General features: G+C 57.3%; 20 protein-coding genes and 1 other RNA gene. 9 read left to right on the top strand and 12 right to left on the bottom strand.

The window, feature by feature from the left end:
- On the top strand, window positions 1-1,642 hold a 1,642-nt coding region (locus JNM42_RS01690), incomplete at its 5' end, for a SulP family inorganic anion transporter (RefSeq protein WP_294265181.1).
- Between the two features lie 91 nt (window positions 1,643-1,733).
- Here the strand turns inward: JNM42_RS01690 and JNM42_RS01685 are convergent.
- Window positions 1,734-2,417 (bottom strand): DUF3334 family protein, encoded by a 684-nt coding sequence (locus JNM42_RS01685; protein WP_294265178.1) that lies wholly within the window; start codon window positions 2,415-2,417, stop codon window positions 1,734-1,736.
- A gap of 359 nt (window positions 2,418-2,776) precedes the next feature.
- Here JNM42_RS01685 and gabD point away from each other — a divergent pair, with 359 nt between their 5' ends.
- Window positions 2,777-4,234 (top strand): NADP-dependent succinate-semialdehyde dehydrogenase, encoded by a 1,458-nt coding sequence (gene gabD / locus JNM42_RS01680; protein ID WP_294265185.1) that lies wholly within the window; start codon window positions 2,777-2,779, stop codon window positions 4,232-4,234.
- A 122-nt stretch (window positions 4,235-4,356) separates the two neighbouring features.
- Window positions 4,357-4,749, top strand: coding sequence for a type II toxin-antitoxin system VapC family toxin (locus JNM42_RS01675; protein WP_294265175.1), 393 nt, complete (start codon window positions 4,357-4,359; stop codon window positions 4,747-4,749).
- A gap of 155 nt (window positions 4,750-4,904) precedes the next feature.
- Here the strand turns inward: JNM42_RS01675 and JNM42_RS01670 are convergent, their stop codons facing one another.
- From JNM42_RS01670 to phaC, 5 genes are all read right to left on the bottom strand, one after another.
- Entirely contained in the window at window positions 4,905-6,305 is a 1,401-nt protein-coding gene (locus JNM42_RS01670; protein WP_294265172.1) for an FAD-binding oxidoreductase, read from the bottom strand.
- A 316-nt stretch (window positions 6,306-6,621) separates the two neighbouring features.
- Window positions 6,622-7,953, bottom strand: coding sequence for a 30S ribosomal protein S12 methylthiotransferase RimO (gene rimO / locus JNM42_RS01665; RefSeq protein WP_294265170.1), 1,332 nt, complete (start codon window positions 7,951-7,953; stop codon window positions 6,622-6,624).
- 36 nt (window positions 7,954-7,989) lie between these two features.
- Complete coding sequence (gene phaR, locus JNM42_RS01660) at window positions 7,990-8,562, bottom strand: polyhydroxyalkanoate synthesis repressor PhaR (protein ID WP_294265167.1); 573 nt, start codon at window positions 8,560-8,562, stop codon at window positions 7,990-7,992.
- 126 nt (window positions 8,563-8,688) lie between these two features.
- On the bottom strand, window positions 8,689-9,435 hold the full coding sequence (gene phbB / locus JNM42_RS01655) for an acetoacetyl-CoA reductase (protein WP_294265165.1): 747 nt from the start codon (window positions 9,433-9,435) through the stop codon (window positions 8,689-8,691).
- A 171-nt stretch (window positions 9,436-9,606) separates the two neighbouring features.
- Window positions 9,607-11,331, bottom strand: coding sequence for a class I poly(R)-hydroxyalkanoic acid synthase (phaC, locus tag JNM42_RS01650; protein WP_294265162.1), 1,725 nt, complete (start codon window positions 11,329-11,331; stop codon window positions 9,607-9,609).
- A gap of 417 nt (window positions 11,332-11,748) precedes the next feature.
- Between phaC and JNM42_RS01645 the strand changes: the two genes are divergently transcribed.
- From JNM42_RS01645 to JNM42_RS01630, 4 genes are all read left to right on the top strand, one after another.
- Window positions 11,749-13,059 (top strand): DEAD/DEAH box helicase, encoded by a 1,311-nt coding sequence (locus tag JNM42_RS01645; protein ID WP_294265159.1) that lies wholly within the window; start codon window positions 11,749-11,751, stop codon window positions 13,057-13,059.
- Window positions 13,060-13,238: 179 nt separating this feature from the next.
- Window positions 13,239-13,937: a TIGR04283 family arsenosugar biosynthesis glycosyltransferase gene (locus tag JNM42_RS01640; RefSeq protein ID WP_294265156.1), complete on the top strand. Its 699-nt coding sequence runs from the start codon at window positions 13,239-13,241 to the stop codon at window positions 13,935-13,937.
- Entirely contained in the window at window positions 13,912-14,553 is a 642-nt protein-coding gene (locus tag JNM42_RS01635) for a TIGR04282 family arsenosugar biosynthesis glycosyltransferase (protein WP_294265153.1), read from the top strand. The genes JNM42_RS01640 and JNM42_RS01635 overlap by 26 nt, the downstream gene beginning before the upstream one ends.
- A gap of 37 nt (window positions 14,554-14,590) precedes the next feature.
- A complete protein-coding gene (locus tag JNM42_RS01630) occupies window positions 14,591-15,697 on the top strand; it encodes an FAD-dependent oxidoreductase (protein WP_294265151.1) in 1,107 nt (368 codons plus the stop codon).
- A gap of 31 nt (window positions 15,698-15,728) precedes the next feature.
- On the opposite strand, the gene ffs is transcribed toward JNM42_RS01630, so the two are convergent.
- Window positions 15,729-15,827, bottom strand: an RNA gene (gene ffs, locus JNM42_RS01625) — signal recognition particle sRNA small type.
- A gap of 75 nt (window positions 15,828-15,902) precedes the next feature.
- Window positions 15,903-16,130: a hypothetical protein gene (locus JNM42_RS01620; RefSeq protein WP_294265147.1), complete on the bottom strand. Its 228-nt coding sequence runs from the start codon at window positions 16,128-16,130 to the stop codon at window positions 15,903-15,905.
- Between the two features lie 211 nt (window positions 16,131-16,341).
- Between JNM42_RS01620 and JNM42_RS01615 the strand changes: the two genes are divergently transcribed.
- Entirely contained in the window at window positions 16,342-18,852 is a 2,511-nt protein-coding gene (locus JNM42_RS01615; RefSeq protein ID WP_294265143.1) for a sodium-translocating pyrophosphatase, read from the top strand.
- 121 nt (window positions 18,853-18,973) lie between these two features.
- On the top strand, window positions 18,974-19,738 hold the full coding sequence (locus tag JNM42_RS01610) for a hypothetical protein (RefSeq protein WP_294265140.1): 765 nt from the start codon (window positions 18,974-18,976) through the stop codon (window positions 19,736-19,738).
- Window positions 19,739-19,878: 140 nt separating this feature from the next.
- On the opposite strand, the gene JNM42_RS01605 is transcribed toward JNM42_RS01610, so the two are convergent.
- From JNM42_RS01605 to JNM42_RS01590, 4 genes are all read right to left on the bottom strand, one after another.
- The gene (locus tag JNM42_RS01605; protein WP_294265137.1) at window positions 19,879-22,422 is read right to left on the bottom strand and encodes a sodium-translocating pyrophosphatase; all 2,544 of its coding nucleotides are present in this window, start codon (window positions 22,420-22,422) and stop codon (window positions 19,879-19,881) included.
- Window positions 22,423-22,580: 158 nt separating this feature from the next.
- Window positions 22,581-23,015: a hypothetical protein gene (locus JNM42_RS01600; protein WP_294265135.1), complete on the bottom strand. Its 435-nt coding sequence runs from the start codon at window positions 23,013-23,015 to the stop codon at window positions 22,581-22,583.
- 421 nt (window positions 23,016-23,436) lie between these two features.
- Window positions 23,437-24,045 (bottom strand): ABC-type transport auxiliary lipoprotein family protein, encoded by a 609-nt coding sequence (locus tag JNM42_RS01595; protein ID WP_294265132.1) that lies wholly within the window; start codon window positions 24,043-24,045, stop codon window positions 23,437-23,439.
- Entirely contained in the window at window positions 24,042-24,980 is a 939-nt protein-coding gene (locus JNM42_RS01590) for an MlaD family protein (protein WP_294265129.1), read from the bottom strand. Before JNM42_RS01590 ends, JNM42_RS01595 begins: the two co-directional genes overlap by 4 nt.
- Window positions 24,981-24,982 lie beyond the last annotated feature (2 nt).

The raw sequence follows: 24,982 nt of genomic DNA, 5'->3' as shown, positions 1-24,982 counted from the left end.
GATGCTTGGCGCACCGCGCCTGACCCGCCGGGTACCGGCAGCGATTCTCGGACTGGCGGCCGGCGTCGGTGCCTATTTTGCCCTCGGACTCGCCGATCCGGGACTGCTCGAACTTGAGGGCAACGCGCTCGTCGTCGGTTCATTCGGCGACGGTGGTGGCCGCTTCGCCGAGGCCATGACTGGACGCTGGCAGGCCTTGGGGAGCATCGGTTTCGAGCAGATTCGGCAGATTGCGCTGCCGGCACTGACACTGGCGGTTCTGCTCTCGATCGATACCCTCAAAACCTGCGTCGTACTCGATGCGCTGACGCGCTCACGCCACAATTCGAACCGCGAACTGATCGGCCAGGGGCTGGGTAACGTCGGCTCGGCCCTGGTCGGTGGTATCCCCGGTGCCGGCACCATGGGCGCCACGCTGGTGAACATTTCCAGCGGCGCGCAGAGCCGGCTCTCGGGCGTGATCGAAGGGGTGATGGTACTGGTCGCCTTTCTGGTGTTCGGCACGCTGATCTCGTGGGTGCCGGTGGCAGCGCTGGCGGCGATCCTGATCGTCATCGGCGTGCGCATGATAGACCGCCACAGCTTCAACTTGCTCAAGCAGCGCTCGACGATACTCGATTTTGCCGTGATTGCCGCTGTCATCGTCACGGCGCTGACGGCAAGCCTGATCGCCGCGTCGGGCGTCGGCATCGTACTCGCCATAATGCTGTTCATCCGCGAACAGATCGGCGGCACCATCGTGCGCCGCAAGGTCTATGGCAACGAGATTTTTTCCAAGCGCGTGCGCACCCACGAGGAGATGGAAATTCTTGTGGCACGCGGCACCCGTGTCCTCGTTGTCGAACTGCAGGGCAGCATTTTCTTCGGCACCACCAACCAGCTTTATAGTGCGCTGGAGCCCGAACTCAAGACTCGCGACTACGTCATCCTCGACATGCGGCGCGTGCAGACCGTCGATGTCACCGCCGCGCACATGCTCGATCAGGTAAAGGACATGCTCGCCGATCGCCAGGGTTTCCTGATCTTCAGCCAGTTGCCGCAAAGCCTGCCCTCGGGTCGAGACATGGAGCAGTACTTCGACCAGGTTGGCCTGGTGCGCAAGGAAAGCCCGGTGCGCGTGTTCGCCGAGCTCGACGATGCGCTGGAATGGGTCGAAGACCGCCTGATCGATGAGGCGGCGCTTGCGCGTGGCGAGGAAAAACCGCTGGAACTGCATGAGATCGAACTCTTCAAGGAGCGCAAGCCGGAGACCCTCGCTACATTCGATCAACTCATCGAAAAGCGCGCCTACCGGAGCGGCGAGAAAATTTTCACCCGTGGCGATGACGGTGACGAGTTGTTCATCATCCGCAGCGGCTCCGTGCGCATCATGCTGCCGATCTCTGAGAAGCTCAGCCACCATCTCGGCACCTTCGGCCGCGGCGCCTTATTCGGCGAAATGACATTCCTCGATGGCGAAGTGCGCTCGGCCGACGCCGTGGTGTTCTCCGATACCGAGCTCTACGTTCTGTCGCGCAAGACCTTTGATCTGCTGGCCGAAGAGCACAAGAAGCTCGCCCTGAACCTCATGGAAGGCGTGGCCAGCGTACTCGCCAGCCGGCTGCGCTATACCAACGCCGAGCTGCGCGTGCTGGAGTACTGAGGCACAGCGGGTGCAACAGGATTGCACCTGCCAGTGCAAATCATTTCAAAATGGCGTTTTACGGCCAATTCCGTTCTTCAGGCCTCTGGCTTCACATGCCGAGTGAATCCAGCAGGTCGTCCTGATCTTTCGATTGCATCGGCGCGGGGGTCGGCGAGGACTGTGTATTGGCCTGAGCCAACAACGCGTCGGGGTCTTCGGTCTCGAGGACCTCAAAATCAAACAATTTGATGAACTCGGTCCGGTCGATGGCCAGTTCCAAATAGAATATTTTGTTGCTGCCGGTGTAGAAGGTGACGCGCCGTGCCTCTGGCTTTTCGAGATTGGTGTCCACGCTCAACATCACCTGCTTGTTTAGAACGATCATCTTGGGCTGGTTCTGTGTGATATTGGTCTGCAACTCACGCGCCACCTTGCCGGTGAAATCGCCGACGATCTGGTTCATCAGCTCCCCCATGACATTGCTGACCTCATCCGAGGTGTGCGAACTGGCCAGGCCTTCCTTCGCCATGCCCATATTCTGCATGTAACTCTCATACAGTTCCATGGCGGCCTGGGCGGAGAAATTGATGACCACGAGTCCCGAGAAACCACCGTCGAACAGGACAAAGCAGCCAATATCCGGCTTGAGACAGGTTTTTGTGATCCGCTGAACCATTCCAGAAAAGTGAATCTGACTTTTCGTTGCAAGGGTCAGCACCCTGGTCACCGAATTGCACAGGCTGAGCAGAATATCTTCGGTGCCGAATATGACAGGATTTTCTTGCGTTCTCATGATTAAGTAATTGTCCTATCGTGGAATAAAGGCGTATGTATAGCATAGCTTCCGATTGATTTTGCAAGCAGTATGCAAATGGGTCAGGGAAATTGCTTGTCAATAATGCATTGAGGCCTCTTGCAACTACTCACCTGCTTGGCAGGAAAGGCTTCCAATGGGATTCTGGTCAGCCTTGCTGACGACGTGGTCAAGCGCTACGCACAAGAACGATGGGCTCACAACGAGTCGAAGTTGGCTGAAAAAGCACGATAAACCAAAGCGTCCCAAAGCCAGTTGCTGCACGTTGAATTGTTTTCGCTGGGCTATGGGTTTGCTTTAGAGTTCACGTTTGCTTTTATTCACGGAGTAACCTCATGATGCAACTGAAAGACCCCTCGCTACTGCGGCAGCAGGCCTATCTGTACGGACAGTGGTGCAACGCGGACAATGGTGAAACCTGTCCCGTCACCAACCCGGCCACCGGTGAAACGATCGGCACCGTGCCGAACATGGGTGCCGCAGAAACCCGCCGCGCGATCGCCGCAGCCGATAGTGCGTGGCCGGCCTGGCGGGCAAAAACCGGCAAGGAGCGCAGCGCCATCCTGCGCCAATGGAACGATCTGATACTCGCCAATGCCGACGATCTGGCGCTGATCATGACCGTCGAGCAAGGAAAACCGCTGGCCGAAGCCAGGGGCGAAATTGCCTACGCCGCCTCCTTTATCGAATGGTTTGCCGAAGAAGCCAAGCGCGTCAATGGCGACACTCTGCAGTCGCCGTGGCCGGATCGCCGCATCCTCGTCATCAAGCAGCCGATCGGCGTCTGCGCGGCGATTACGCCGTGGAACTTCCCGGCGGCGATGATCACGCGCAAGGTCGGCCCGGCACTGGCGGCGGGTTGTCCGATGGTGTTCAAGCCGGCCCTGGCGACGCCCTACTCCGGGCTGGCGCTGGCGGTTCTCGCCGAACGCGCCGGCGTGCCTGCCGGCATCTTCAGCGTGCTGACCGGATCGTCGAGCGCCATCGGCGGCGAGATGACCGCCAACCCGATCGTGCGCAAGCTCACCTTCACCGGATCGACCGAAGTCGGCCGCACGCTGATGCAACAATGCGCGGCGACGATCAAGAAAGTGTCGCTGGAACTGGGCGGCAACGCGCCGTTCATCGTATTTGACGATGCCGACCTCGATGCAGCGGTCGAGGGGGCGATCGTTTCCAAGTACCGCAACGCGGGCCAGACCTGTGTTTGCGCCAACCGTCTCTATGTGCAGGACGGCGTATACGATCTGTTCGCCGAAAAACTGGTCGCCGCCGTTGAAAAGCTCAAGGTCGGCAATGGCGTCGAGCCCGGCGTGACCCAAGGGCCGTTGATCGACGCAGCCGCCATCAGCAAAGTGGAAGAGCACGTCGCCGATGCCCTGGCCAAGGGCGGACGCCTGCTGACTGGCGGCAAGCGCCATGCGCTCGGACACAGTTTTTTCGAGCCGACGGTGATCGCCGACGCCACCCCGGACATGCGCGTCGCACGCGAAGAAACCTTTGGCCCGCTGGCCCCGCTGTTCCGCTTCGAGACCGACGCCGAAGCGATCGAACTGGCCAACGACACCGAATTCGGTCTGGCCAGCTATTTCTATTCACGCGACATCGGCCGTATCTGGCGCGTCGCGGAAGCCCTGGAGAGCGGGATGGTCGGCATCAATACCGGACTGATTTCGAATGAAGTCGCACCATTTGGCGGCGTCAAGCAATCCGGTCTGGGCCGCGAAGGCTCGAAGTACGGGATGGACGATTATCTGGCGATCAAGTATCTGTGCATGGGCGGTGTGGATAAATGAGTTCCTGATCCGCTCTGGGTACCCCCGACGCATGGCGCAGCCCGTCGCGTGCGAGCAATTCACTTGGTCATGACGGCGTATCGCGCCTCAGCGTCAACAAGGCCTCTGGCCCATGGGTCGTGGTGAGCCGTGGCTTTTGCAGCTACGCGATCAAGCGCAAGGAGCCGGGGTTGTTGGGCAAAATACGTGCTGGGCTGGTAAGTGAAGAAATCGCCATTTCGGCCATTACCCGTGGCGAATTGCTGTATGGTCTTGAACTCGTACCCGAGGCCACGGCGCTTAAACTCGCGGTGCTCGCGTTTCTCGATTACATGCCCTGCCTGGAATGGCCTGTTTCAGCGGCAGAGCACTATGCCAAACTGCGAGCCACCCAAAAGCTGTCCGGCAGGCTCCTGGGCTACAAGGACACCCTGATTGCCTGCCATGCGCTCGCTGAAAATTTGATTCTCGTCACCAACAACGAACGTGATTTTGCACGTATTCCCGGCTTGACCATCGAAAACTGGGCTGTTTGAATAAGTGCTGCAAATTTGTTCTTGAAACGATCGTCCCATACGACAAGTCTGCAACGCCCATGAAAATGGCGAGCTACCAGGCATGCATCCGAAGAATGGCGTATTTATTGGCTTGCAGGTCGTCTATCGGCGAGACTCCCACAGGGACATCGTCGTCAAAGCACCTTCCCGGGGTTCATCAGCCCCTTCGGATCAAAGGCCTTCTTGACCGCGCGCATCAAATCCATTTCGACCGCACTCTTGTAGCGCAGGATTTCCTCGCGTTTGAGCTGACCGATGCCGTGCTCGGCGCTGATGCTGCCGCCGAGTTGATGCACGATGTCGTGGACGATCCGATTGACTTGCGGCTGCACGGCAATGAATGCGGCGTTCCCGATCGCTTCGGGTTTCGACTGGTTGTAATGCAGGTTGCCATCGCCGACATGGCCGAAGGCGACGATGCGAAAGCCTGGGAAGGCTTGTTTCAGTGCTGCGTCGGCGCGCTCAAGGAACTTGGGGATTGAAGAGATCGGTACCGAAATGTCATGCTTGATACTTACCCCCTCGACCTTCTGGGCTTCGCTGATGTTCTCCCGCAGCGCCCACAAACGCCTTGCCTGCTCGCCGCTCTGCGCCAGCACGGCGTTGCCGATCAGGCCGCGCTCGAGCATTTTTTCGAGAAAACTTACCAGCGAGGAACGTAGCGCGCCCGCTTCGCCCGGACCTGAAAGCTCGACGAGAAGATGCCACGGGCTTGCCGCAAGCGGCGCCTGCGCGCCTGGAATGTGTTTGAGCACCAGGCCAAGTGCGACGTCGGAGATGAGTTCGCAGGCGGTCAGCGTGGCGCCAAAGGCGCTTTGCAGATCGCCCAGCAGATGCACGGCGGCCTGCGGCGATTCGAGCGCCAGCCAACAGGTAGCGCTGGCCTGCGGCAGAGGAAAGAGCTTGAGCACCGCCGCCGTGATGATGCCGAGCGTACCCTCGGCGCCAATGAAAAGCTGCTTGAGGTCGTAGCCAGTGTTGTCCTTGCGCAGCCCGTGCAGGCCGTTCCAGACCTCGCCGCTGGGCAGCACCACTTCCAGTCCAAGCGTGAGTTCGCGCATGTTGCCGTAACGTATCACCTGCACGCCGCCGGCATTGGTCGACAGATTGCCGCCGATCTGGCAACTGCCCTCGGCGGCCAACGACAGTGGAAACAGCCGCCCGGCCGCCAATGCGGCTTCATGTACAGCCTGCAGAAGGCAACCGGCCTCGACCGTGATCGAGCTGTTGTCCAGGTCAATTGTCCGGATACGGTTCAAGCGGGACAGGCAGATCAGCACGGCTTCACCGCCTTCATCGGGAATGCTTGCCCCGCAGAGGCTGGTATTGCCGCCCTGCGGAACCATCGCCACTCCAGCCTGCGCGCAGGCGCGCACCACGGCGGACACTTCTTCGCTCGATGCCGGACGCACCAAGCAACGTGCAGCGCCGCGATAGTACCCACGCCAGTCGAGGAGATAGGGCGCCATGTCGCCGGCCGCCGTCAGGATGTTATCGGAGCCGACAATGGCAACGAGTTGTTCAATCAAATCCAAGCAGGACACCCCTTGCTTTCAGAAACAGGATTTAACCACGAAGGGCTGGCTGCGCAAGCAATTTTTGCTCCGACCCACAAATGCAGGTAGATCTTAGTCCGAGGCCAGGCTTCGCGCTTAACCCGATGCACGCCATGGCCATGAGCCTCGTCGAGTGTATTTCCTTCGCGGCAGAGGCCGGGAACCAGGAGGTAAATCCACATCAGCGCTGGATACCGGCTATCGCCGGTATGACGGCAGCTTCTTTGTGTTCTCGGCGACAATGGCGGGCGATCATTTTTCGCCTGATTGGCCTGGTTAACTTCGCAGTCAACTATCAACGATCGGCAATCTCGGCATAGAGGTCGTGCTCGTCGGAGTCAAGCACGCGAACGCGCAGGAAATCGCCCGCTTTGGCAGCGAAGTAGTCGTTGATGAAGACCAGCCCATCGATCTCCGGTGCATCGGCCGAAGAACGGGCGATGGTGCCTTCCTCATCGACCTCGTCCACCAGCACCTCGATCTCGCGCCCGATTTTGGCGGCGAGCCGTTCGGCGGAAATATCTTCCTGAACGTCCATCAGGCGACGGCGGCGTTCTTCGCGTACCTCGTCCGGCAGCGCGCCGGGCAAGGCATTGGCCGTAGCGCCGGCGACCGGCGAATAGGCAAAGCAGCCGACGCGGTCGAGCCGCGCTTCCTCGATGAAGTTGAGCAGTTCTTCAAACTCGGCTTCGGTTTCGCCGGGAAAGCCGGTGATGAAGGTGCTGCGCAGGGTGATGTCCGGGCAAACCGTACGCCACGCGTTGATGCGCTCCAGGTTGTTCTCCGAACTGGCGGGGCGTTTCATGGCCTTGAGGATGCGCGGACTGGCGTGCTGAAACGGCACATCGAGGTAGGGCAGGATCTTGCCCTCGGCCATCAGCGGCAGCAGCTCATCGACGCTCGGATACGGGTAAACGTAGTGCAGGCGCACCCAGATGCCGAACTCGGCCAGCGCCGAGCACAACTCCCTGAGCCGTGTCTTGACCGGACGGCCGCCAAAGAAGCCGGTGCGGTACTTCAGATCGACGCCGTAGGCACTGGTGTCCTGCGAGATGACAAGCAACTCGCGCACACCGGCCTCGGCGAGATGCTTCGCTTCGAGCAAGACATCGCCGACCGGCCGGCTGACCAGCGGGCCGCGCAGCGAGGGGATGATGCAGAAGGTACAGGTGTGGTTGCAGCCTTCGGAAATCTTGAGGTAGGCGAAATGCGGCGGCGTGAGCTTGATGCCTTGCGGCGGTATCAGGCTGGTGTAAGGGTCGTGCGGCTGCGGCAGGTGCGCATGGACATGCTGCAGTACCTCGTCGCTGGCGTGCGGACCGGTGATCGCCAGAACCTGCGGATGCACCTGGCGAATCACATCGTCCTTCACCCCCAGGCAACCGGTGACGATGACCTTGCCGTTTGCGGCGAGCGCCTCGCCGATGGTATCGAGCGATTCTTCAACCGCCGCGTCGATAAAGCCACAGGTGTTGACGACCACCAGATCGGCGCCTTCATACGACGGTGAAATCAGGTAGCCCTCGGCACGCAGCCTGGTCAGGATCTGTTCTGAATCGACGAGCGCCTTGGGGCACCCGAGTGAAACGAAGCCTACCTTGGGCGGCTGAATGCAATCAGCAATCACTGGGGAGTTTTCCAAAAAACAGGGGGAGCCGACGTGTCAATCGGTTTTGTTGGGCTTGATCGCTTCTTCCGTGGCGAAGCCGGGCAACTGGATGCCGGAAAAAATGTTCAGCGTCTGACTCTTTAGCTGACCCTGCATCTTATGAACCATCTTCTTGCTCTGATCCATATAGGTGGCCATCATCGTCTGCATCGCCGGTCCCTGAAAGTTCATGAACTGGGACCACATATCGCTTTGCATCTGGCTGTTGTTCTCACCATAGAGCGTATGCGACTGCTCCCGAAGCTTTTTCTGGAACTCGGTAAAAGCCTTGATATTCGTTTCCAGATACTTGCCCAGCATGCCCTCCATGGCATGGCCGTAAAAGCGGATCATTTGTGCCAGCAGTTCGGTGGTAAACAGCGGAACACCGGCCGTTTCCTCTTCGATAATGATTTGTAGCAGGATGCTGCGCGTCAGGTCTTCACCGGTTTTGGCGTCCACCACCTTGAAGTTTTCGAGAGACAGAACGAGAGCTTTTACATCGCTCAAGGTGATATAGGCACTCGTTTTGGTGTCGTAAAGACGGCGATTCGGGTATTTCTTGACCAGTCGCAACGACTCAGACATGCAGACCTCTCCATTGCCAAATCACACACATTCTTGCAGGCGCATCAATGTTGCAAAGCACCATTATACATCAGAAAAAAAGCAGGCTCCTGAACAGAGCCTGCCTCGTTCCCACTTTCGGGCTGCTTATTGGTAGTAACTGCCGCCATTGATGTTCAGGGTTGCACCCGTCATGTAACCCGAGATGTCAGAGGCCAGATAGGCGCAGATACCGCCGATTTCTTCGGGTTTGCACAGCCGCTTCATCGGAATCGCGTCGACGATGCCCTTGAGTACGTCCTCGCGGATCGCCATCACCATATTGGTGCCGACATAGCCAGGGGCAACAGCATTGACGGTCACGCCCTTGGCGGCCAGTTCCTGCGCCAGCGACTTGGTGAAACCGATGACACCGGCCTTGGCCGCGGCGTAGTTGGACTGGCCGGCCTGGCCCTTGACGCCGTTCATCGACGACATGTTGATGATGCGGCCCCAGCCGCGCTCGGCCATTTTCGCCGACACCTGCTTGGTCATGTTGAAGAGGCTGGTCAGGTTGGTGGCAATCACGGCATCCCACTGGGCCAGTTCCAACTTTGCAAACATGCGGTCGCGAGTAATCCCGGCGTTGTTCACCAGAATATCGATAGGGCCACCCGCTTTGGCTTCTGCCTCGGCAACCATCGCCGCACACGAGTCAAGACTGGCAATATCGCCAGCGACAATAATGAAATCCTTGAAACCGGCGGCGACCATATCCTTTGTCCACTCATCCGGCTTGTCGAACTCCGGATGGTAGGCAGCGACTACCTTGTGACCTGCCTTGGCGAACTCCTGACAAATTGCGGTACCGAGACCACCCATAGCACCTGTAACCAGAGCAATACGTTGCGTCATGATGTTTCCTTTCGTTTAAAAACAAATGAAATAGCTGGGATAAAGCCTTTACCGGTTATCAGTACAGAGGCCGACCAACATTGATGAAACGGGTACAACTCCTTGGATTTTTCTCTCTTTTTTTTCTAAGACACACAATGAGCACTACCTTTGCGCATCGCCATTATAAACTCATGATTTCTCTTTGACATAGCGACCCGGTGCCGGCTCAATGAGCTTGTATTTTACATTGCCCGGTTTTATGCGTGCGGCGCACTCGCCATCGGCAAATTGTTTCAGCCAGTTGCTCCAGTCTTGCCACCAGCTCCCTTTGTGTTCCTGCGCACCATTGAGCCAATGATCCGCATTCCCCTGCTCGCTCTCGTTAAGCCAGAAGCTGCGTTTATTCTTGCTGGCCGGGTTGATCACACCGGCGATATGGCCACTTGCGCCGAGGACAAAACGTGATTCTCCTCCCAGCAGCCGGGTGCCGAGGTAGGAGGATTTCCAGGGAACGATGTGATCCTCACGCGTCGCCAATACATAGTTTGGCGCCTCTATGCGAGCCAGATCAACCTTGACGCCGCACATCTCAAGTTTGTCCGCAACGCGCAGACCATTCTCCAGATAGAGATTGCGCAGGTACCAGCAGGCAAAAGGACCGGGCAGATTGGTGCTGTCCGAATTCCAGTAAAGCAGGTCAAAGGCCGGCGGCTGTTTGCCCTTGAGGTAATTGCTGACGACATAGTTCCACACCAGATCGTTGGCCCGCAGCATTGAAAAGACGCTCGATAACTCGGCCCCCTTCAGGAGGCCACCCTGGGCCATCTTGGCCTCACGCTCTGCCACCGACGGTTCGTCGATGAACAGACCAAGCTCGCCCGTCTCCGAATAATCAAGCAAGGTGGTGAGCAGCGTCAGGCTGGCCACCTTGTCTTCACCGCGCGCAGCGAGCACGGCCAGTGCGCTCGTAAGCAGGGTTCCGCCAACGCACCAGCCCAACGTGTTCACCTGATCGACCTTGCAGATTTCGCGAACCTTGTCGATGGCGGTAATCGGTCCGCTTTCCAGATAGTCGTGCCAGGTCAGATGTCCTTGCCCGGCTTTTGGATTGCGCCAGGAAACAAGAAAGACCGTGTTGCCCTGTTCGAGCGCATAGCGGACAAAGGAATTTTCAGGTTGCAGATCGAGAACGTAGAACTTGTTGATGCACGGAGGGATAATCAGCAACGGCCTCCGGGCGACCCTGGGCGTCGTCGGCACATACTGAATCAACTGGATGAGTTCATTCTCGAAAATCACGGCGCCGGGGGTCGTCGCCAGATTCCTGCCGATTTCAAACGCCGACTCGTCAGAAATGGATACGCGACCTTTACCGTAATCATTGATCAGGTTGTTGATGCCGTCGGTGATGCACTGTCCGCCGGTATCCAGCGCATGACGGATGAATTCAGGGTTGGTGGCCAGGAAGTTGGCCGGCGACAGCGCGTCAATAAACTGGCGAGCCAGAAACCGGGCGCGCTCTTTTGCCTTGTCATCGCTGGCCGGATATAGCTCGACCAGTTCTCGGATGTAATGCGAATTGATCAGATAGGCCTGCAGGACATAGTCAAAAACCGGGCTGCTTTTCCATTCGGGTGACGAGAATCGGCGATCACCCGGATCCGCCTCGATCCCGGGTGGCAAGGACTGGTCTTCTCCACGCAACATTGAATTCCACAAGTGCTGGTGTTGATCGACAAGGTTCTTCTGCAACTTCACCAGAGGCTCAGGATCGGGAAGATCGAGCGACGGAGCTGAAACACCCGGAGCCCGCGGCTGCGTTCCGAGAAGGTCCACAAAACCCTGCATCAGGGTCTGACCGACCTGAATAAAAATCTGCGACGCAGGAGCAAAGGAATCTGACGAAAATGCCATGTATTTTTTTTCTCGTGTGAACCGGTGCGACGAGCAGAGACCGCCGGTGAACCATCAGCATTCGATTCTGCACTGCGACCCGAGCACTGTCAATGCCTTGCCCGATAAAGGATATCCCGCAAGCTCGCAGATAGCGAAGCGATACATCAACTGGAATCGCACGGCTGTGTGTGCCGGATTGATCCTTCGCACACGCCATTTCTGCTGACGGAAGGATATATGATCAATCAATGCCGGTGTCGTGCTACAATACGCTTTCTTCGTTGCGCCATTCATCAGTCTTGGCGCCCGACCGATCTGGCCAGGCATTCTCGCCTCGTCCGACTTACAAATCCCTTGCTGTTTGCCCAGACTGGTTCGTGTATTGGCGGTCATTGTGTTCCGCGCACGCATGGCAAATGCATGGAGTTCTCCCGCATGAAATTTACCGAACTGGGTCTGGTACCCGAGATCCTTCGTTCCATCGCCGATCAAGGCTACGAAAACCCCACGCCGATTCAGGCTCAGGCGATTCCGGTCGTACTCGCCGGACGTGACCTGATGGCCTGCGCGCAAACAGGTACCGGCAAGACCGCCGGCTTCACCCTGCCGATTCTCAATCGTCTGGCCGCCGCGCGGGTGACCGGGCCGCGCAAAATACGGGTGCTGATTCTGACACCGACGCGCGAGCTGGCAGCGCAGGTTGAAGACAGCGTTCGTACCTACGGTGCTCACCTGCCGTTCAAGTCCCTCGTCATTTTTGGCGGCGTCGGCATCAACCCGCAGATTTCGGCACTCAAAAACGGTGTCGACATCCTCGTTGCCACACCCGGTCGCCTGCTCGATCACGCCCAGCAGCGCAATGTCGACCTTTCGGGTGTTGAGGTGCTGGTACTTGACGAAGCCGACCGCATGCTCGACATGGGCTTCATTCACGACATCAGGCGCGTCATCAAGCTGGTGCCAAAGAAGCGCCAGAATCTGCTCTTTTCAGCCACTTTTTCTGACGAAATCCGCACGCTGGCCGGCAGCTTCCTGATTGACCCCGAGTACGTCGAGTCGGAGCGCCGCAATACGGCGCCAGAACTGGTCAAACAGTTTGTTTATCGAGTTGACCGTGAACGCAAGCGTGACCTGCTGGTCGATCTGATCCGTGACAATGGCTGGTATCAGGTGCTGGTGTTTACGCGCACCAAGTGGGGCGCCAACGGCCTGGCCGACAAACTGCTCAAGGCCGGCATCGAAGCGGATGCCATTCACGGCAACAAGAGCCAGAACGCGCGCACCCGGGCACTGGCCAACTTCAAGAACGGCAAGCTGCATGTGCTGGTCGCCACCGACATCGCGGCGCGCGGTATCGACATCAACGAATTGCCGCATGTCGTCAATTACGAGTTACCGAACGTCGCCGAGGATTACGTGCATCGCATCGGCCGTACCGGGCGTGCGGGGATCGAGGGTGCCGCCGTTTCGCTGGTCTGCGTCGATGAACTCAAGCTCCTGCATGACATCGAGCGACTGCTGAAAAAGCAGATTGAAGTGGTGCCCTATCCGGATTACGCGCCCGATCCGAGCATCCGTGCCGAACCGATCCTGATGCGCTCGGCGGGTTCACGCGGCGGACAGCGTTCGCCCGCTGCTCGAACCGGCGGCGGCGCACGCCCGGGTGCGGCCAATACCACCCGCGCCGGAAGCGGCAAGCCGCCGGCAGGCGGAGGTTCACACCGTAGCGGTAGCCGGCACCGCTAAAGGTAGGCAAGCGTTCCTGCCGGTTACGGGGGCTACCGGCAAGCGCGATAGAATGCGAATGCTGATGCTTGGCATTGCTGCATCCATTCGTGTGTAAACATCGCTCGCCAAACCCCTGGACGCTTGCCAAGCCAGGCGTAGACCAGCCCACCGTTATACGTTTTGCATCACTGCTCTCAATGCCCAAGCCCTTTCTCTCGGTCATTATTCCCGTGCTCAATGAAGCGGCGGGGATCCGTTCGCAACTTGAGGCGCTGCAATTTTTACGCGGCAAGGGTGTTACCCTGATTGTTGTTGACGGGGGCAGCGAAGACAGCACGGCAGAGCAGGCAGGCCCGCTGGTTGATCTGGTCACTCATTCTCCCCGCGGCCGTGCTGTGCAAATGAACGCCGGCGCACGAGCCAGTAGCTCAGAGGTACTGCTTTTCCTGCATGCCGACACCGCCCTTCCCTCTTCTGTCTTCGAGCGAGTTCATGAAGTCATCGCGTCCGGAGCGTTTTGGGGGCGATTCGACGTACGCATCGACGGCGCACACCCCTTGTTGCGTATCGTCGAGCGCATGATGAACTGGCGCTCCAGGCTGAGCGGCATTGCCACCGGCGATCAGGCCATTTTTGTTCGCCGGGAGGTGTTCGAGCGGATTGGCGGCTATCCTGAGTTGCCCTTGATGGAGGATATTGTCCTGTCGAAGAAGCTTAAACGAATTGCCCGTCCGGCGTGCCTGCGCGAACGCGTTGTCACCTCGGGTCGGCGCTGGGAAAGGCAGGGTGTTTTACGCACCATAGTGCTCATGTGGTGTTTGCGCACCTGGTTTTTTTTCGGTACGGATCCGGACAAACTGGCCGTTCGCTATGGCACCCTTCCGCGTCAGCGCTGATTCTGTGGATATTGCCATTTTTGCCAGGGCACCGCAGCCAGGCGCAGCGAAGACAAGGCTGATTCCAGCGCTTGGTGCTGCTGGTGCGGCACGACTGCAACGTCGGATGATCCTGAACGCCCTGAATAATGCCATCCGCATTGATTCAGGAAGGATAACCTTGTGGTGCTCCCCGGATACGCGGCACCATTTTTTTCGCGCCCTGCATGCACATTGTGGAGTCAAGGTCAGCCGTCAGTTGGGGCCCGATCTTGGCACCCGCATGGCGCATGCCTTTGCTGTTCATGGGGGTCCGATGTTGCTGATCGGTACCGACTGCCCGGCGCTGCAAACCGCTCATTTAGCCACGGCGGCCAATGTGCTGCGCGATGGACGCGATGCCGTGTTCATTCCGGCCGAGGATGGCGGCTATGTGCTGGTCGGACTTCGCCAACCGCAACCCTTACTGTTCGAAAACATCGACTGGGGAAGCGAACAGGTCATGGCACAGACACGCGAACGTCTGGATGGGCTTGGCCTGCGCTGGGCAGAACCGCTGATCTTGTGGGATGTTGATCGACCCTCCGATCTGGCACGCCTCGCCACTCTTGAGGACTTCACCGAGTGGTCATCATGACTTGCCACTCGGGCGATTTCCGCTTCAAAGTCAGGCCATGAGACGTTTGCTGCTCATCGGAGGCGGTCACGCCCATGTGTACGTGCTCGACGCACTGGCCAGGTCGCCCTATCCCGATTGCGAAGTAACGCTCATCTCGCCTTATCCACGACAGATCTATTCAGGTATGCTGCCAGGCTGGATCGCCGGCCATTACAGCATCGAGCAATGCGCAATCCCGATCAGCCTGCTCGCCAGTCGGGCCGGTATCCGGTTTGTACAGAGCGCATGTACCGAACTCGACAGCGAATTGAAACAGGTACGCTGCGCCAATGGCGAAACCATCCCTTTTGACATCGCATCCATCGATAGTGGTTCGGACGTCGATCTGGGTTTAGACCCCGGCGCCCTGGAATTCGCTTTGCCGATCCGGCCTATCGAAGGGTTTGTTGCCGCCTGGCCCGGTTTGCTGGAGCGTGCTCGCCAGGCGAAATCCGGTTTTATGCTTAGCATCGTCGGCGATGGCGCTGCAGGCACTGAACTGGCCTTTTCCATTAAACAACGATTCGCTCGTGAGCAGTTAGCCAACGCTCAAGTCACGCTGATCGGCGGCAACGCCTTACCGTTATCGGGCCTCCCTGAACGTCTGCGAAATACTGCCCTTGCGCTGCTTAAACAACACGGGATCCCTTTCCTGGCGAATCGACGCGCGATTGAACTCATTGCGGGGCATGTCAGACTCTCCGATGCAACGAGCCTGGCTTGCGATGTCAGCCTGCTCGTGACCGGCGCCGCCGCTCCGACCTGGCCATCGGCAAGCGGTCTGGCCTGCGATGAAAAAGGCTTTATCCGCGTCACCCCAACGCTGCAAAGCACTTCCCATCCTTTTGTTTTTGCCGCCGGTGATGTAGCCGCTTATGCCGAACCCAGACCAAAGTCCGGCGTCTTTGCCGTTCGTGCCGGCCCGGTGCTCGCCAACAATCTGCGCTCAGTATTGACTGGCAAAACCATGCAAAGATGGGCACCCCAGGGAAAGGCGCTATACCTGATCAGCACCGGAAAGCGCCACGCGCTGGCAGCCTGGGGGCCCCTCTACACCAGCGGGGTATGGGTTTGGCGCTGGAAGGACAGGATCGACCGCCGCTTCATGCAGCGCTTTTCCTGACACAGCGTACCGCCACGCCACCAGAAATGGAAGTGGCGAGCCTTACCCCCGGCACTCGCAGTAAATGGCTGTGGCTGCTTCCTTCCGGACCTGACCAGGTTAACCACCCTGCAATGCGGGGAGACCCGCCGTTGCGAATAATACCATTTTAACGCTGTCCCCAAGCTGCCATTGCCAACAACTGAGTTAGCCTGCGAGTGGTCGATCAGCGTGAATCTGAAGAGGCTATGAGAATCGCCGTTATTGGCTGCCCGTCACTACTCATTCGAAAGCCGGGGCTGGAAACATTCAAGGCAAAAAACATGAGTTGCAACTGGTCAGATTCAGCAATCTGGTAGTAAACTTCCAAACGTTTCAGAGTTCCTTGGCAATACATCTGTAAATTAGCGCATCCGGCAGGACTGAGCTGCCGGCCAGCAATTGATGATGTCATGGAGCATCCCGGCTTATGATTTAGCACTGTCGAATTTCTGCATTCTTATCAGGCTCGGAAGCAGGATTATTGGGACATTACCGGCTCGACTTCGTTGTCTTCAACTGCATAATCAGTTGCTACGCTTGCCGGAAATGTGAACTTTTTTATTGCCTGAATGGACCGACCTATCCATCGCAGCGCTTTGGCTTGCTTTTTTTGGGGAAGACTGATGACTTTTGGTAATTCTGCGTATGTTCCGGCATGGCGAAATCTTGCGCGTTGCCTGTTGTTTACCCTGCTTTTCATCGTCGGACTGAGTTCGCTTCCCGTCCTTGCATCCACGGGCCACGTTAGCGAGGCCAATCTTGTCCTTCCCGATCTTGGCGATCTGTCGCTGGTATCTTTCCTCGGCGGGATGTCCGGCTGGTCGCTGCTGTCCTATGGACTCCTGATATGCTTCGGCGGCCTGGTCTTCGGTGCCATCATTTACCGTCAAATTTACAGTCTGCCGGTACATGGCTCGATGGCCGAAGTCAGCGAATTGATCTACGAAACCTGCAAGACCTACATGATCACCCAGGGCAAGTTTCTGCTGATTCTGCAGGCTTTGACCGCAGTATTGATGATCGGCTACTTCTATTTCGTTCAACAACTCCCGGCTCCCGACGTGGCGCTGATCCTGGCGTTTTCCCTGGTCGGTATCGCCGGCTCCTTCGCCGTTGCCTGGTTCGGCATACGCATCAATACCCTGGCGAACAGCCGCACGGCATTTGCCTCGCTGGCGGCCAAACCCTATCCCGTGTATGCCATTCCAATCAAGTCGGGCATCTCGATCGGCATGCTGCTGATCTCGACCGAACTGCTGATCATGCTCTGCATCCTGTTGTTCGTGCCGCCGAGCCTGGCTGGCAAGTGCTTCATCGGCTTCGCCATCGGCGAATCGCTGGGCGCCGCTGCGCTACGCATTGCAGGGGGCATCTTTACCAAGATTGCCGACATCGGATCCGACCTGATGAAAATTGAATTCGGTATCCAGGAAGACGATGCGCGCAACCCCGGCGTGATCGCCGACTGTGCCGGCGACAATGCCGGTGACTCGGTCGGCCCCACCGCCGACGGCTTCGAAACCTACGGTGTCACCGGCGTAGCGCTGATCAGCTTCATCATGCTCGCGGTTCCGGAACCCTCCGTTCAGGTTCAGCTGCTGGTATGGCTGTTCGTCATGCGCGTGATGATGATCGTGGCCTCGGGCATATCCTATCTGGGCAATCAGGTGCTCGCCCAACGCCTGTACGGGGAAAAGGTCCGCTTCAATTTCGAATCGCCGTTGACCTCGCTGGTCTGGATCACCTCGCTCATTTCCCTGATCATCACTTTCATCGTGTCGTACCTGCTGATCGGCAACTTCGCGGTCGGCGGCGAAACCTACACCAACCTCTGGTGGCAGCTTTCGCTGATCATCACCCTCGGTACGCTGGCCGGCGCCATCATTCCCGAGGTGGTGAAGGTGTTCACGTCGACCCACTCCAAGCACGTGCGCGAAGTGGTTAAGGCTTCCGAGGCTGGCGGCGCCAGCCTCAACATCCTGTCCGGCCTGGTCGCCGGCTACTTCTCGGCTTTCTGGATTGGCGTGATCATCGTCGGGCTGATGTCCGGCGCCTACATTCTGTCGCAGTTCGACCTGACCGCAGTGATCAATCCCGATTACACGAAGGCGGCGATGATGGCTGCGGTGTTCTCGTTCGGACTGGTCGCCTTCGGCTTCCTGGGGATGGGTCCGGTAACGATTGCCGTCGACAGCTACGGCCCGGTCACCGATAACGCACAGTCGGTATACGAACTGTCCATGATCGAGCAGATACCCGGCATCGAGGCTGAGATAAAGAGGGATTTCGGCTTCGATCTCAATTTCCGTACCGCGAAGTTCCTGCTCGAAGAGAATGATGGAGCCGGCAACACCTTCAAGGCCACGGCCAAGCCGGTATTGATCGGAACCGCCGTGGTCGGTGCGACCACCATGGTTTTTTCCATCGTCATGTTGCTGACAGCGGGTCTTACGGAAAACCTGGACAAGCTCTCTTTGCTGCATCCGCCATTCCTGCTCGGCCTGATCTCCGGTGGCGCGACGATTTTCTGGTTTTCCGGTGCCAGCACACAGGCCGTTTCTACCGGCGCCTACCGTGCTGTCGAGTTCATCAGCACGCACATCCGGCTTGATGAGGTCGTCAAGGCCTCACAAAAAGACAGCAAGAAGGTTGTCGAGATCTGCACGATCTACGCGCAGAAGGGCATGTTCAACATCTTCATGGCGGTATTTTTCGGCACCCTGGCCTGTGCTTTCATCGAGCCCTTCTTCTTTATCGGCTACCTGATCTCGCTGGCAATCATCGGTCTTTATCAGGCCGTTTTCATGGCCAACGCCGGTGGCGCATGGGACAATGCCAAAAAGATCGTGGAGACCGAAATGCACGCCAAGGGTACCGATTTGCACAATGCCTCGGTGGTCGGCGACACCGTCGGCGACCCGTTCAAGGACACCGCTTCGGTGGCCATGAATCCGATCATCAAATTCACGACGCTTTTCGGCCTGCTGGCGGTTGAAATGGCGGTCGGTCTGAACGCTCAGGGCCAGCAATCCGTGGTATGGGCAATGTCGGCTCTGTTCCTGGTCGTCAACCTGATATTTGTTTTCCGCAGTTTTTACGGTATGCGCATCGTCGCCAAAGAGGAAAGTCGGTAGCAGTATGTAGTCCGTAGCGTCCTTGAGGTCTTTGCCCGAACAAGAAAATCATCCTGTGTTCGTAGCCACGGCAACAGGGTTAATCCAGAACGAAGTCGACTATTTTAAGGGGGCATCAACAATGACTACTCATCTTTACTTCTCGCTGATCCCGGAAGCGCTGATCGCCTCCATGCTGCCACCAGAGGAATTCGGGCAGTATTACGCGACAGGCCACAAGTTCAAATCGAAGGGGCAGGCCGTATTTTTCGAAGTCGACCCAAGCTACCGCCATGAGTACTTCGACATCGAGGGAGCCTTGGCAAAGTGTGTGGCGAAACCGGATGGTTCACCCAAGAACTCGGTGTACATCTCGATGTATCGCGTGATGGAGCACCTCACTATGGCTTCATTGGGCAAACTGTACCTGACGACGGCCAATGGTGCGACGCTGGGCTTGAGTCGTGCAAGCCAGGTTCCTTCCGCCGTACCTGAACTGCATATGTACCAGGATCTTGCACCGATCAACAGCCTGGTGGTCAGTCGTCTGGACCCGGCATTTTTTTGTGCCGATGTAACCAGTACGCCATCCAAGTTTTTCAGTTTTCCGGGACTGTGCTTTGTCGAACTCGAACTGGGCCCGCTCGCCCACGATCCGGAAAATGGTCTGGAGGGCGATCTGCCATATACTTTCATGCAGCATCTGCGCGAAGCCTTGATGGAACTGAAGCCCGGTGGGAAGCGGAACAAGCTTGTGCATCGGGTGCATTCACTCGTCTTCCCGTTCCGCATGGTCAAGGGCGGTTTCTATGTAGGCATTGGTTCAGACTTCGTGTACTACCCGATGCCTTCGCAGGCGGTGCTCAGGAAGGATCACAGCAACTGGTGGCGCTCGGCCAATCTCTAGTCTGGCCTGTCGGGCCTGACCAAGTCGGCATCAATAAGTTGCATAGTCGTTGACGATCAGGTGGGCAGGTTTGCTCTGGATTCATGCGCTGACATCCGGTCAAACTCTGCCCCGTCTCATAAGACAACGAACCCGTTAAATCAGCTTTCTTGCGGTACAGCACCGTAAGGAACCGGTACCGGTTTGGCCGGGAATCTTTCGTCATCCTCGATACGCATCCAGTAGAAGCTGCGATAAACGAAGAACAGGTTCAGCATAAGGAAGACGGCTGCCAATAACCAGGCCAGGTTTTGTTGCCCCCTGGCAACGAGGCCAACTGCCATTTCAACCGCCAACAGACCAAAAAGTGTGGTGAACTTGATGATCGGGTTCATCGCAACCGAACAGGTATCCTTGAACGGATCACCTACCGTGTCACCGATGACTGCGGCCGCATGAAGTTCCGTGCCCTTGGCCCGCAGCTCGGTTTCCACAATCTTCTTGGCGTTATCCCATGCCCCACCGGCGTTGGCCATGAACACGGCTTGATAGAGACCGATGATGGCCAGCGAGATCAGGTAGCCGATAAAGAAGAAGGGCTCAATGAAGGCACAGGCCAGGGTACCGAAGAACACGGCCATGAAGATGTTGAACATGCCTTTTTGTGCATACTGCGTGCAGATGGCAACAACCCGCTTGCTGTCTGCCACGTTGGCCTTGGTCGAGCCTTCGTCAAGTTTCATGTTGAGCTTGATGAATTCAACGGCACGATAGGCACCCGTCGACACGGCCTGGGTTGAAGCGCCGGAGAACCAGAAAATCGTGGCACCGCCAGAGATCAGGCCAAGCAGGAAGGCAGGGTGAAGCATCGACAGATGGTTGACGTTGCTCGCCAGGCCGTCCGTGAGCAGCATGATGATGGAGAACACCATGGTCGCGGCGCCGACAACCGCCGTACCAATCAGTACCGGCTTGGCCGTTGCCTTGAAAGTATTGCCGCAACCATCATTCTCTTCCAGTAGTTCCTTGGCCCTGTGAAAGTTGAGGGTAATTCCGAAATCGGCCTTGACTTCGGCTGCGATACCCGGAATCTGCTCGATGGTGGACAACTCATAGACCGACTGCGCGTTGTCGGTCACCGGGCCATAACTATCGACAGCGATGGTTACCGGACCCATGCCAAGGAAGCCGAAGGCGACCAGACCGAAGGAGAAAACGGCGGCCATGATGCCGGCCTTTTCCGGATCGGGGTTGATCACCAGCGACAAATCGCCTTGCGATACCAGAGAAGCCCCGGTCATCAGGGCGACGATGACAAAGCCCATCCAGAAGGCGGAGAAGTTACCCGCGGTGAGCCCGGCCAGAATGTTCAGGCTTGCTCCACCTTCGCGGGACGCGGTAACGACTTCGCGAACGTGCCGGGAGTTTGTCGAGGTAAAAACCTTCACGACTTCCGGGATGATCGCACCGGCCAGCGTACCGAAGGTAATGATCAGCGAGAGTTGCCACCAGAGATTGGTATAAACCACTCCTCCGATAGCGATGTTACCGATCAATGCCTTGGACACGATGAAGGTGATGATCAACGAAACAATGGAGGTGACCCACACCAGCGAAGTCAGAGGGGCTTCGAAGTCGAAACTTTCTGCCTTGCCATATCTGGCCTTCATGGCGATTTCATTGCCGATATAGGAAATGCCAGAAGCAATAATCATCATCACGCGCATGACGAAGATCCAGACCAGAAGCTGAACCTGAACGGCCGCTTCGGGAACGGCCAGCAGAATGAAGCTGATCAGGGCAACGCCGGTTACTCCGTAGGTTTCAAATCCGTCAGCCGTCGGGCCAACCGAGTCACCGGCATTGTCGCCGGTACAGTCGGCAATGACGCCGGGGTTGCGGGGATCGTCTTCCTTGACCTTGAAGACGATCTTCATCAGGTCGGAGCCAATATCGGCAATCTTGGTGAAGATGCCGCCAGCGATGCGCAGTGCGGCCGCACCGAGGGATTCGCCGATGGCAAAACCGATAAAGCACTTGCCAGCCAGTTCGGGTGGAACAAAAAGCAGAATACCGAGCATGATCAACAGTTCGGTCGATATCAGCATCATGCCAACGGAAATGCCTGACTTCATCGGGATCGCATAGACCGGGAAAGGCCTGCCTTCAAGCGAGGCAAAGGCAGTGCGGCTGTTGGCCAGGGTGTTGATACGGATGCCGAACCAGGCAACGCCAAAGGAGCCGGCAATACCAACCAGTGAGAAGGCCAGAATCAGCGCCACTTCGGCGGCAGGCATGCGCTGTACCCAGCCAAAGTACGCCACAATGATTACGCCAATGAATACTTCGAGAAAAAGGATGAATTTGCCCTGGGTGATCATGTACGTCTTGCAGGTTTCGTAGATCAGTTCGCTGACCTCAGCCATTGAACGATGCACGGGCATGGCCTTGACCTGACCATAAATGATGGCTCCAAATGCGAGTCCTGCCAGGCAGACGAACAGACCATAGGTCAGCAATTGCGAGCCACTCATACCGCCCATGAAGCTTGCCAGAGCGGCATCCTGCAGGTTCGGCAAGACCAGATTGGCTTCAGAACTGGCGAACGCCGGGGAGACCGCACTGATCAGCAGAGCGGCAAGAATGAGCCGGGCCATATGCACCAAGACATACATTGGTGCGGACGACGAGTTAGGGTATTTCATCAATCCATCCTTTTTATGAGTTGAGGTTTGAAAACCTTCGATTACTTGGCAATCGTTCGCACAACAATGAACTATTGCTCCAGTTGTTTATTCCATTAGGTTAAATTCTTTAGTCAGGACAATGTTTTATCTCCTTATGATCTTATGAAATAAAGAGGTCAGTTTTCAACTAACCCACCCTGTAACCACAATTCATGAGTTGGCCGGTTCGCGCGACGGCTGACACGCCAGATTCCACTTTTCGCGTCCTCGCCGTTCAGTTCCAGAGGGACCTGCAACGCCCCCTTGTGCAGAGCATCATTTGCCACCAGCAACATGTCACGAGATGGTGCCAGCGCCACCTTTAGCGCAGCTACACCGGCGACTATTGTTTCCTGATAATTGGCGGAAATGCCGTTGACATCGGCATCAAGCCGTCCCTGGATGATCAGGTTCAAAAACATCGAGACAAAAATTACCGCCAGCACGTCAAGCGCGTTGATGAGGAAAGGTTTGTGGCTTACGCACAGTTGCCTGACCAGGCGATGTAGGAAACGAAACAAAGTGTTACTCCGGGCACCCTGAATAATCCCTACAGGCAATGAACGTGCCATTTCGATCAAATGGCATGGCAGAGCGTTCTCCCCGAGGCAATCCAGCACGCAGGACAGATTGCCTCCAGAGCCCGGAAAAAACAGATAGCTACTTATAAAACAATGACTTGAAACATGTTTTGGAGCACAGATGATGCCCACCCGTCAGGTACACGATGGGAATAGGCCAGCCTATGTCACTTTGCGTGATTTTCGCTATACGGGTTGTGAGGCTTTTGCCACAAGGATTCTTGCGCAGGCAACGATATCTTTCGCACTGTCATGTCGCAAACCGGGACATGGCGTTTCTTGTCTGTCAAGCAAGGAACCTGCTGAGAGGTAACAAAAAAACCGCTATCGGGAAAGCGCATGACTGCCAACGGCATCGTGCAACGGCGGTCAGGGTCAAGAAAAAGATTTGACTGGTATCCAAAGCTCCAGATCAGTGGCCTGAGCGACAACTCTTGAGCGCATTATTCTTCTCCAGACTGGCGAGCCAGTCGGCCAGTTGCTGACCGAGCTCGGTACTCACCTTCACAAGCGCATTGACGCCACCGTGTGCATCAGGGCTGGCTGCCGGGTGTTCGATAACCACCTGTCGCTCGGCTACAAGCTGCCGCCTGGTATCAATCAGGCTGACGTTGGCCTGCACCAGCGCACGGCTTTTCTGCGGCGAGTCGAACACCTGGGAAAATTCCTGCAACTCGACCCGGAGCAGACAATCGGCCGCCGCATTGCCGCCGACACTGACGGCTCCAAGTTGCTGCCTGAGTTGCTGGGCAAGCATTTGACCCGGACTGCTCGCCCAGCGACTGTCTGCGTATTCGCGTTTTTTTAGCGGTTCTTCGTAGACCAGCCGAAAATCGATGTTGCGCGAATCGGTCCAGGTCGGCGACCTTACTTCAAGCGCCAGTCTGGACCACGTTCCTTCAACCACCAGCCGTTTCGCTGGCAAACCAAAGTCATAAACAAGGGCCGGCGGCACATTTCTCGCTCCACCGACACATGCACTCAGAAGCGAGGCAACAAAGAGTATCAAAACTTTTTTCATGGTTGTTCCCTGGCGTTCATTGGCACAATAAAGCCCGCTTCACCCGGCCCGGGCAAGGTTTTCTGCCGACCAAAGATCAGGCTTTGCGGCGACTCCTCTAGCATTTGCAGGACGCGGTTGAGCTGAAGCGAATTGGAGGAAAGCTCGCTACTCAACTCGTTGAGCCGGGGAAGCAGCGCACCGGCGCCGCCGCTCAATGGATCGCCCAGCGTCATCTCCAGCCTGTCGCTCACCGATTGCAAGCGCACTACCAGCCCGCGCGCCTCGGCAAGAAAAGGCGGGCCCTGCGCGGTGGTCTGCTCGACCTGCGCCAGCGTCGAGTTAAGCAGGCGTACATTCTCCGGTGTCAGTAACTGGCGCAACTGAGCGCTGACCTCCCTGGCATTGGCACTCGTTGCTTCGAGATTGGACAGTGTTTTTGAAATATTCTGGCGGTTTTCCGGAGTCAGGACCTGGTTGGCATTGGCCAGAAAATCACGGGCATTGCGCAGGGTTTCGCCTCCGACCTCCGAGAGTTCCTGGATCAGCGAATCCTGCATCGGAATCCTCGCCAGATCCCCGGCACCGGCTTCAAGGGGTGCCGCATCCTGACCCGTATCTTCGAGCTGCACATGCGCAATTCCCGTCACACCCTGAAACCCGAGCCTGGCCGTGGTTCCTCGCGTGACCGGAATGTCCTTGCGCAGGGCGATCCGAATCAAAGTATTGCCGACATCGCCCGGGTCGAGTTCAATGTTTTCGACCTTGCCGACGCGAATGCCACGATAGCGCACCTGGGCCTGCACGTTAAGCCCGCTTATAGTCTTCCTGGTGACGACCAGATACTGATTGGTCGCTTCTGGTTTGCCGCCGAACCACCACAGCGCGGCAATGGCAGAAAACCCCAGGAGTAGCGTAAAGAGCCCGGCCATCAGGGCATATGCGCGATTTTCCATGA

This window comes from Propionivibrio sp. (assembly GCF_016790145.1).
Taxonomy (GTDB): domain Bacteria; phylum Pseudomonadota; class Gammaproteobacteria; order Burkholderiales; family Rhodocyclaceae; genus Propionivibrio.
The sequence above is the reverse complement of the archived record's forward strand: the minus strand, read 5'-3'. Positions and strand labels throughout refer to the sequence as shown.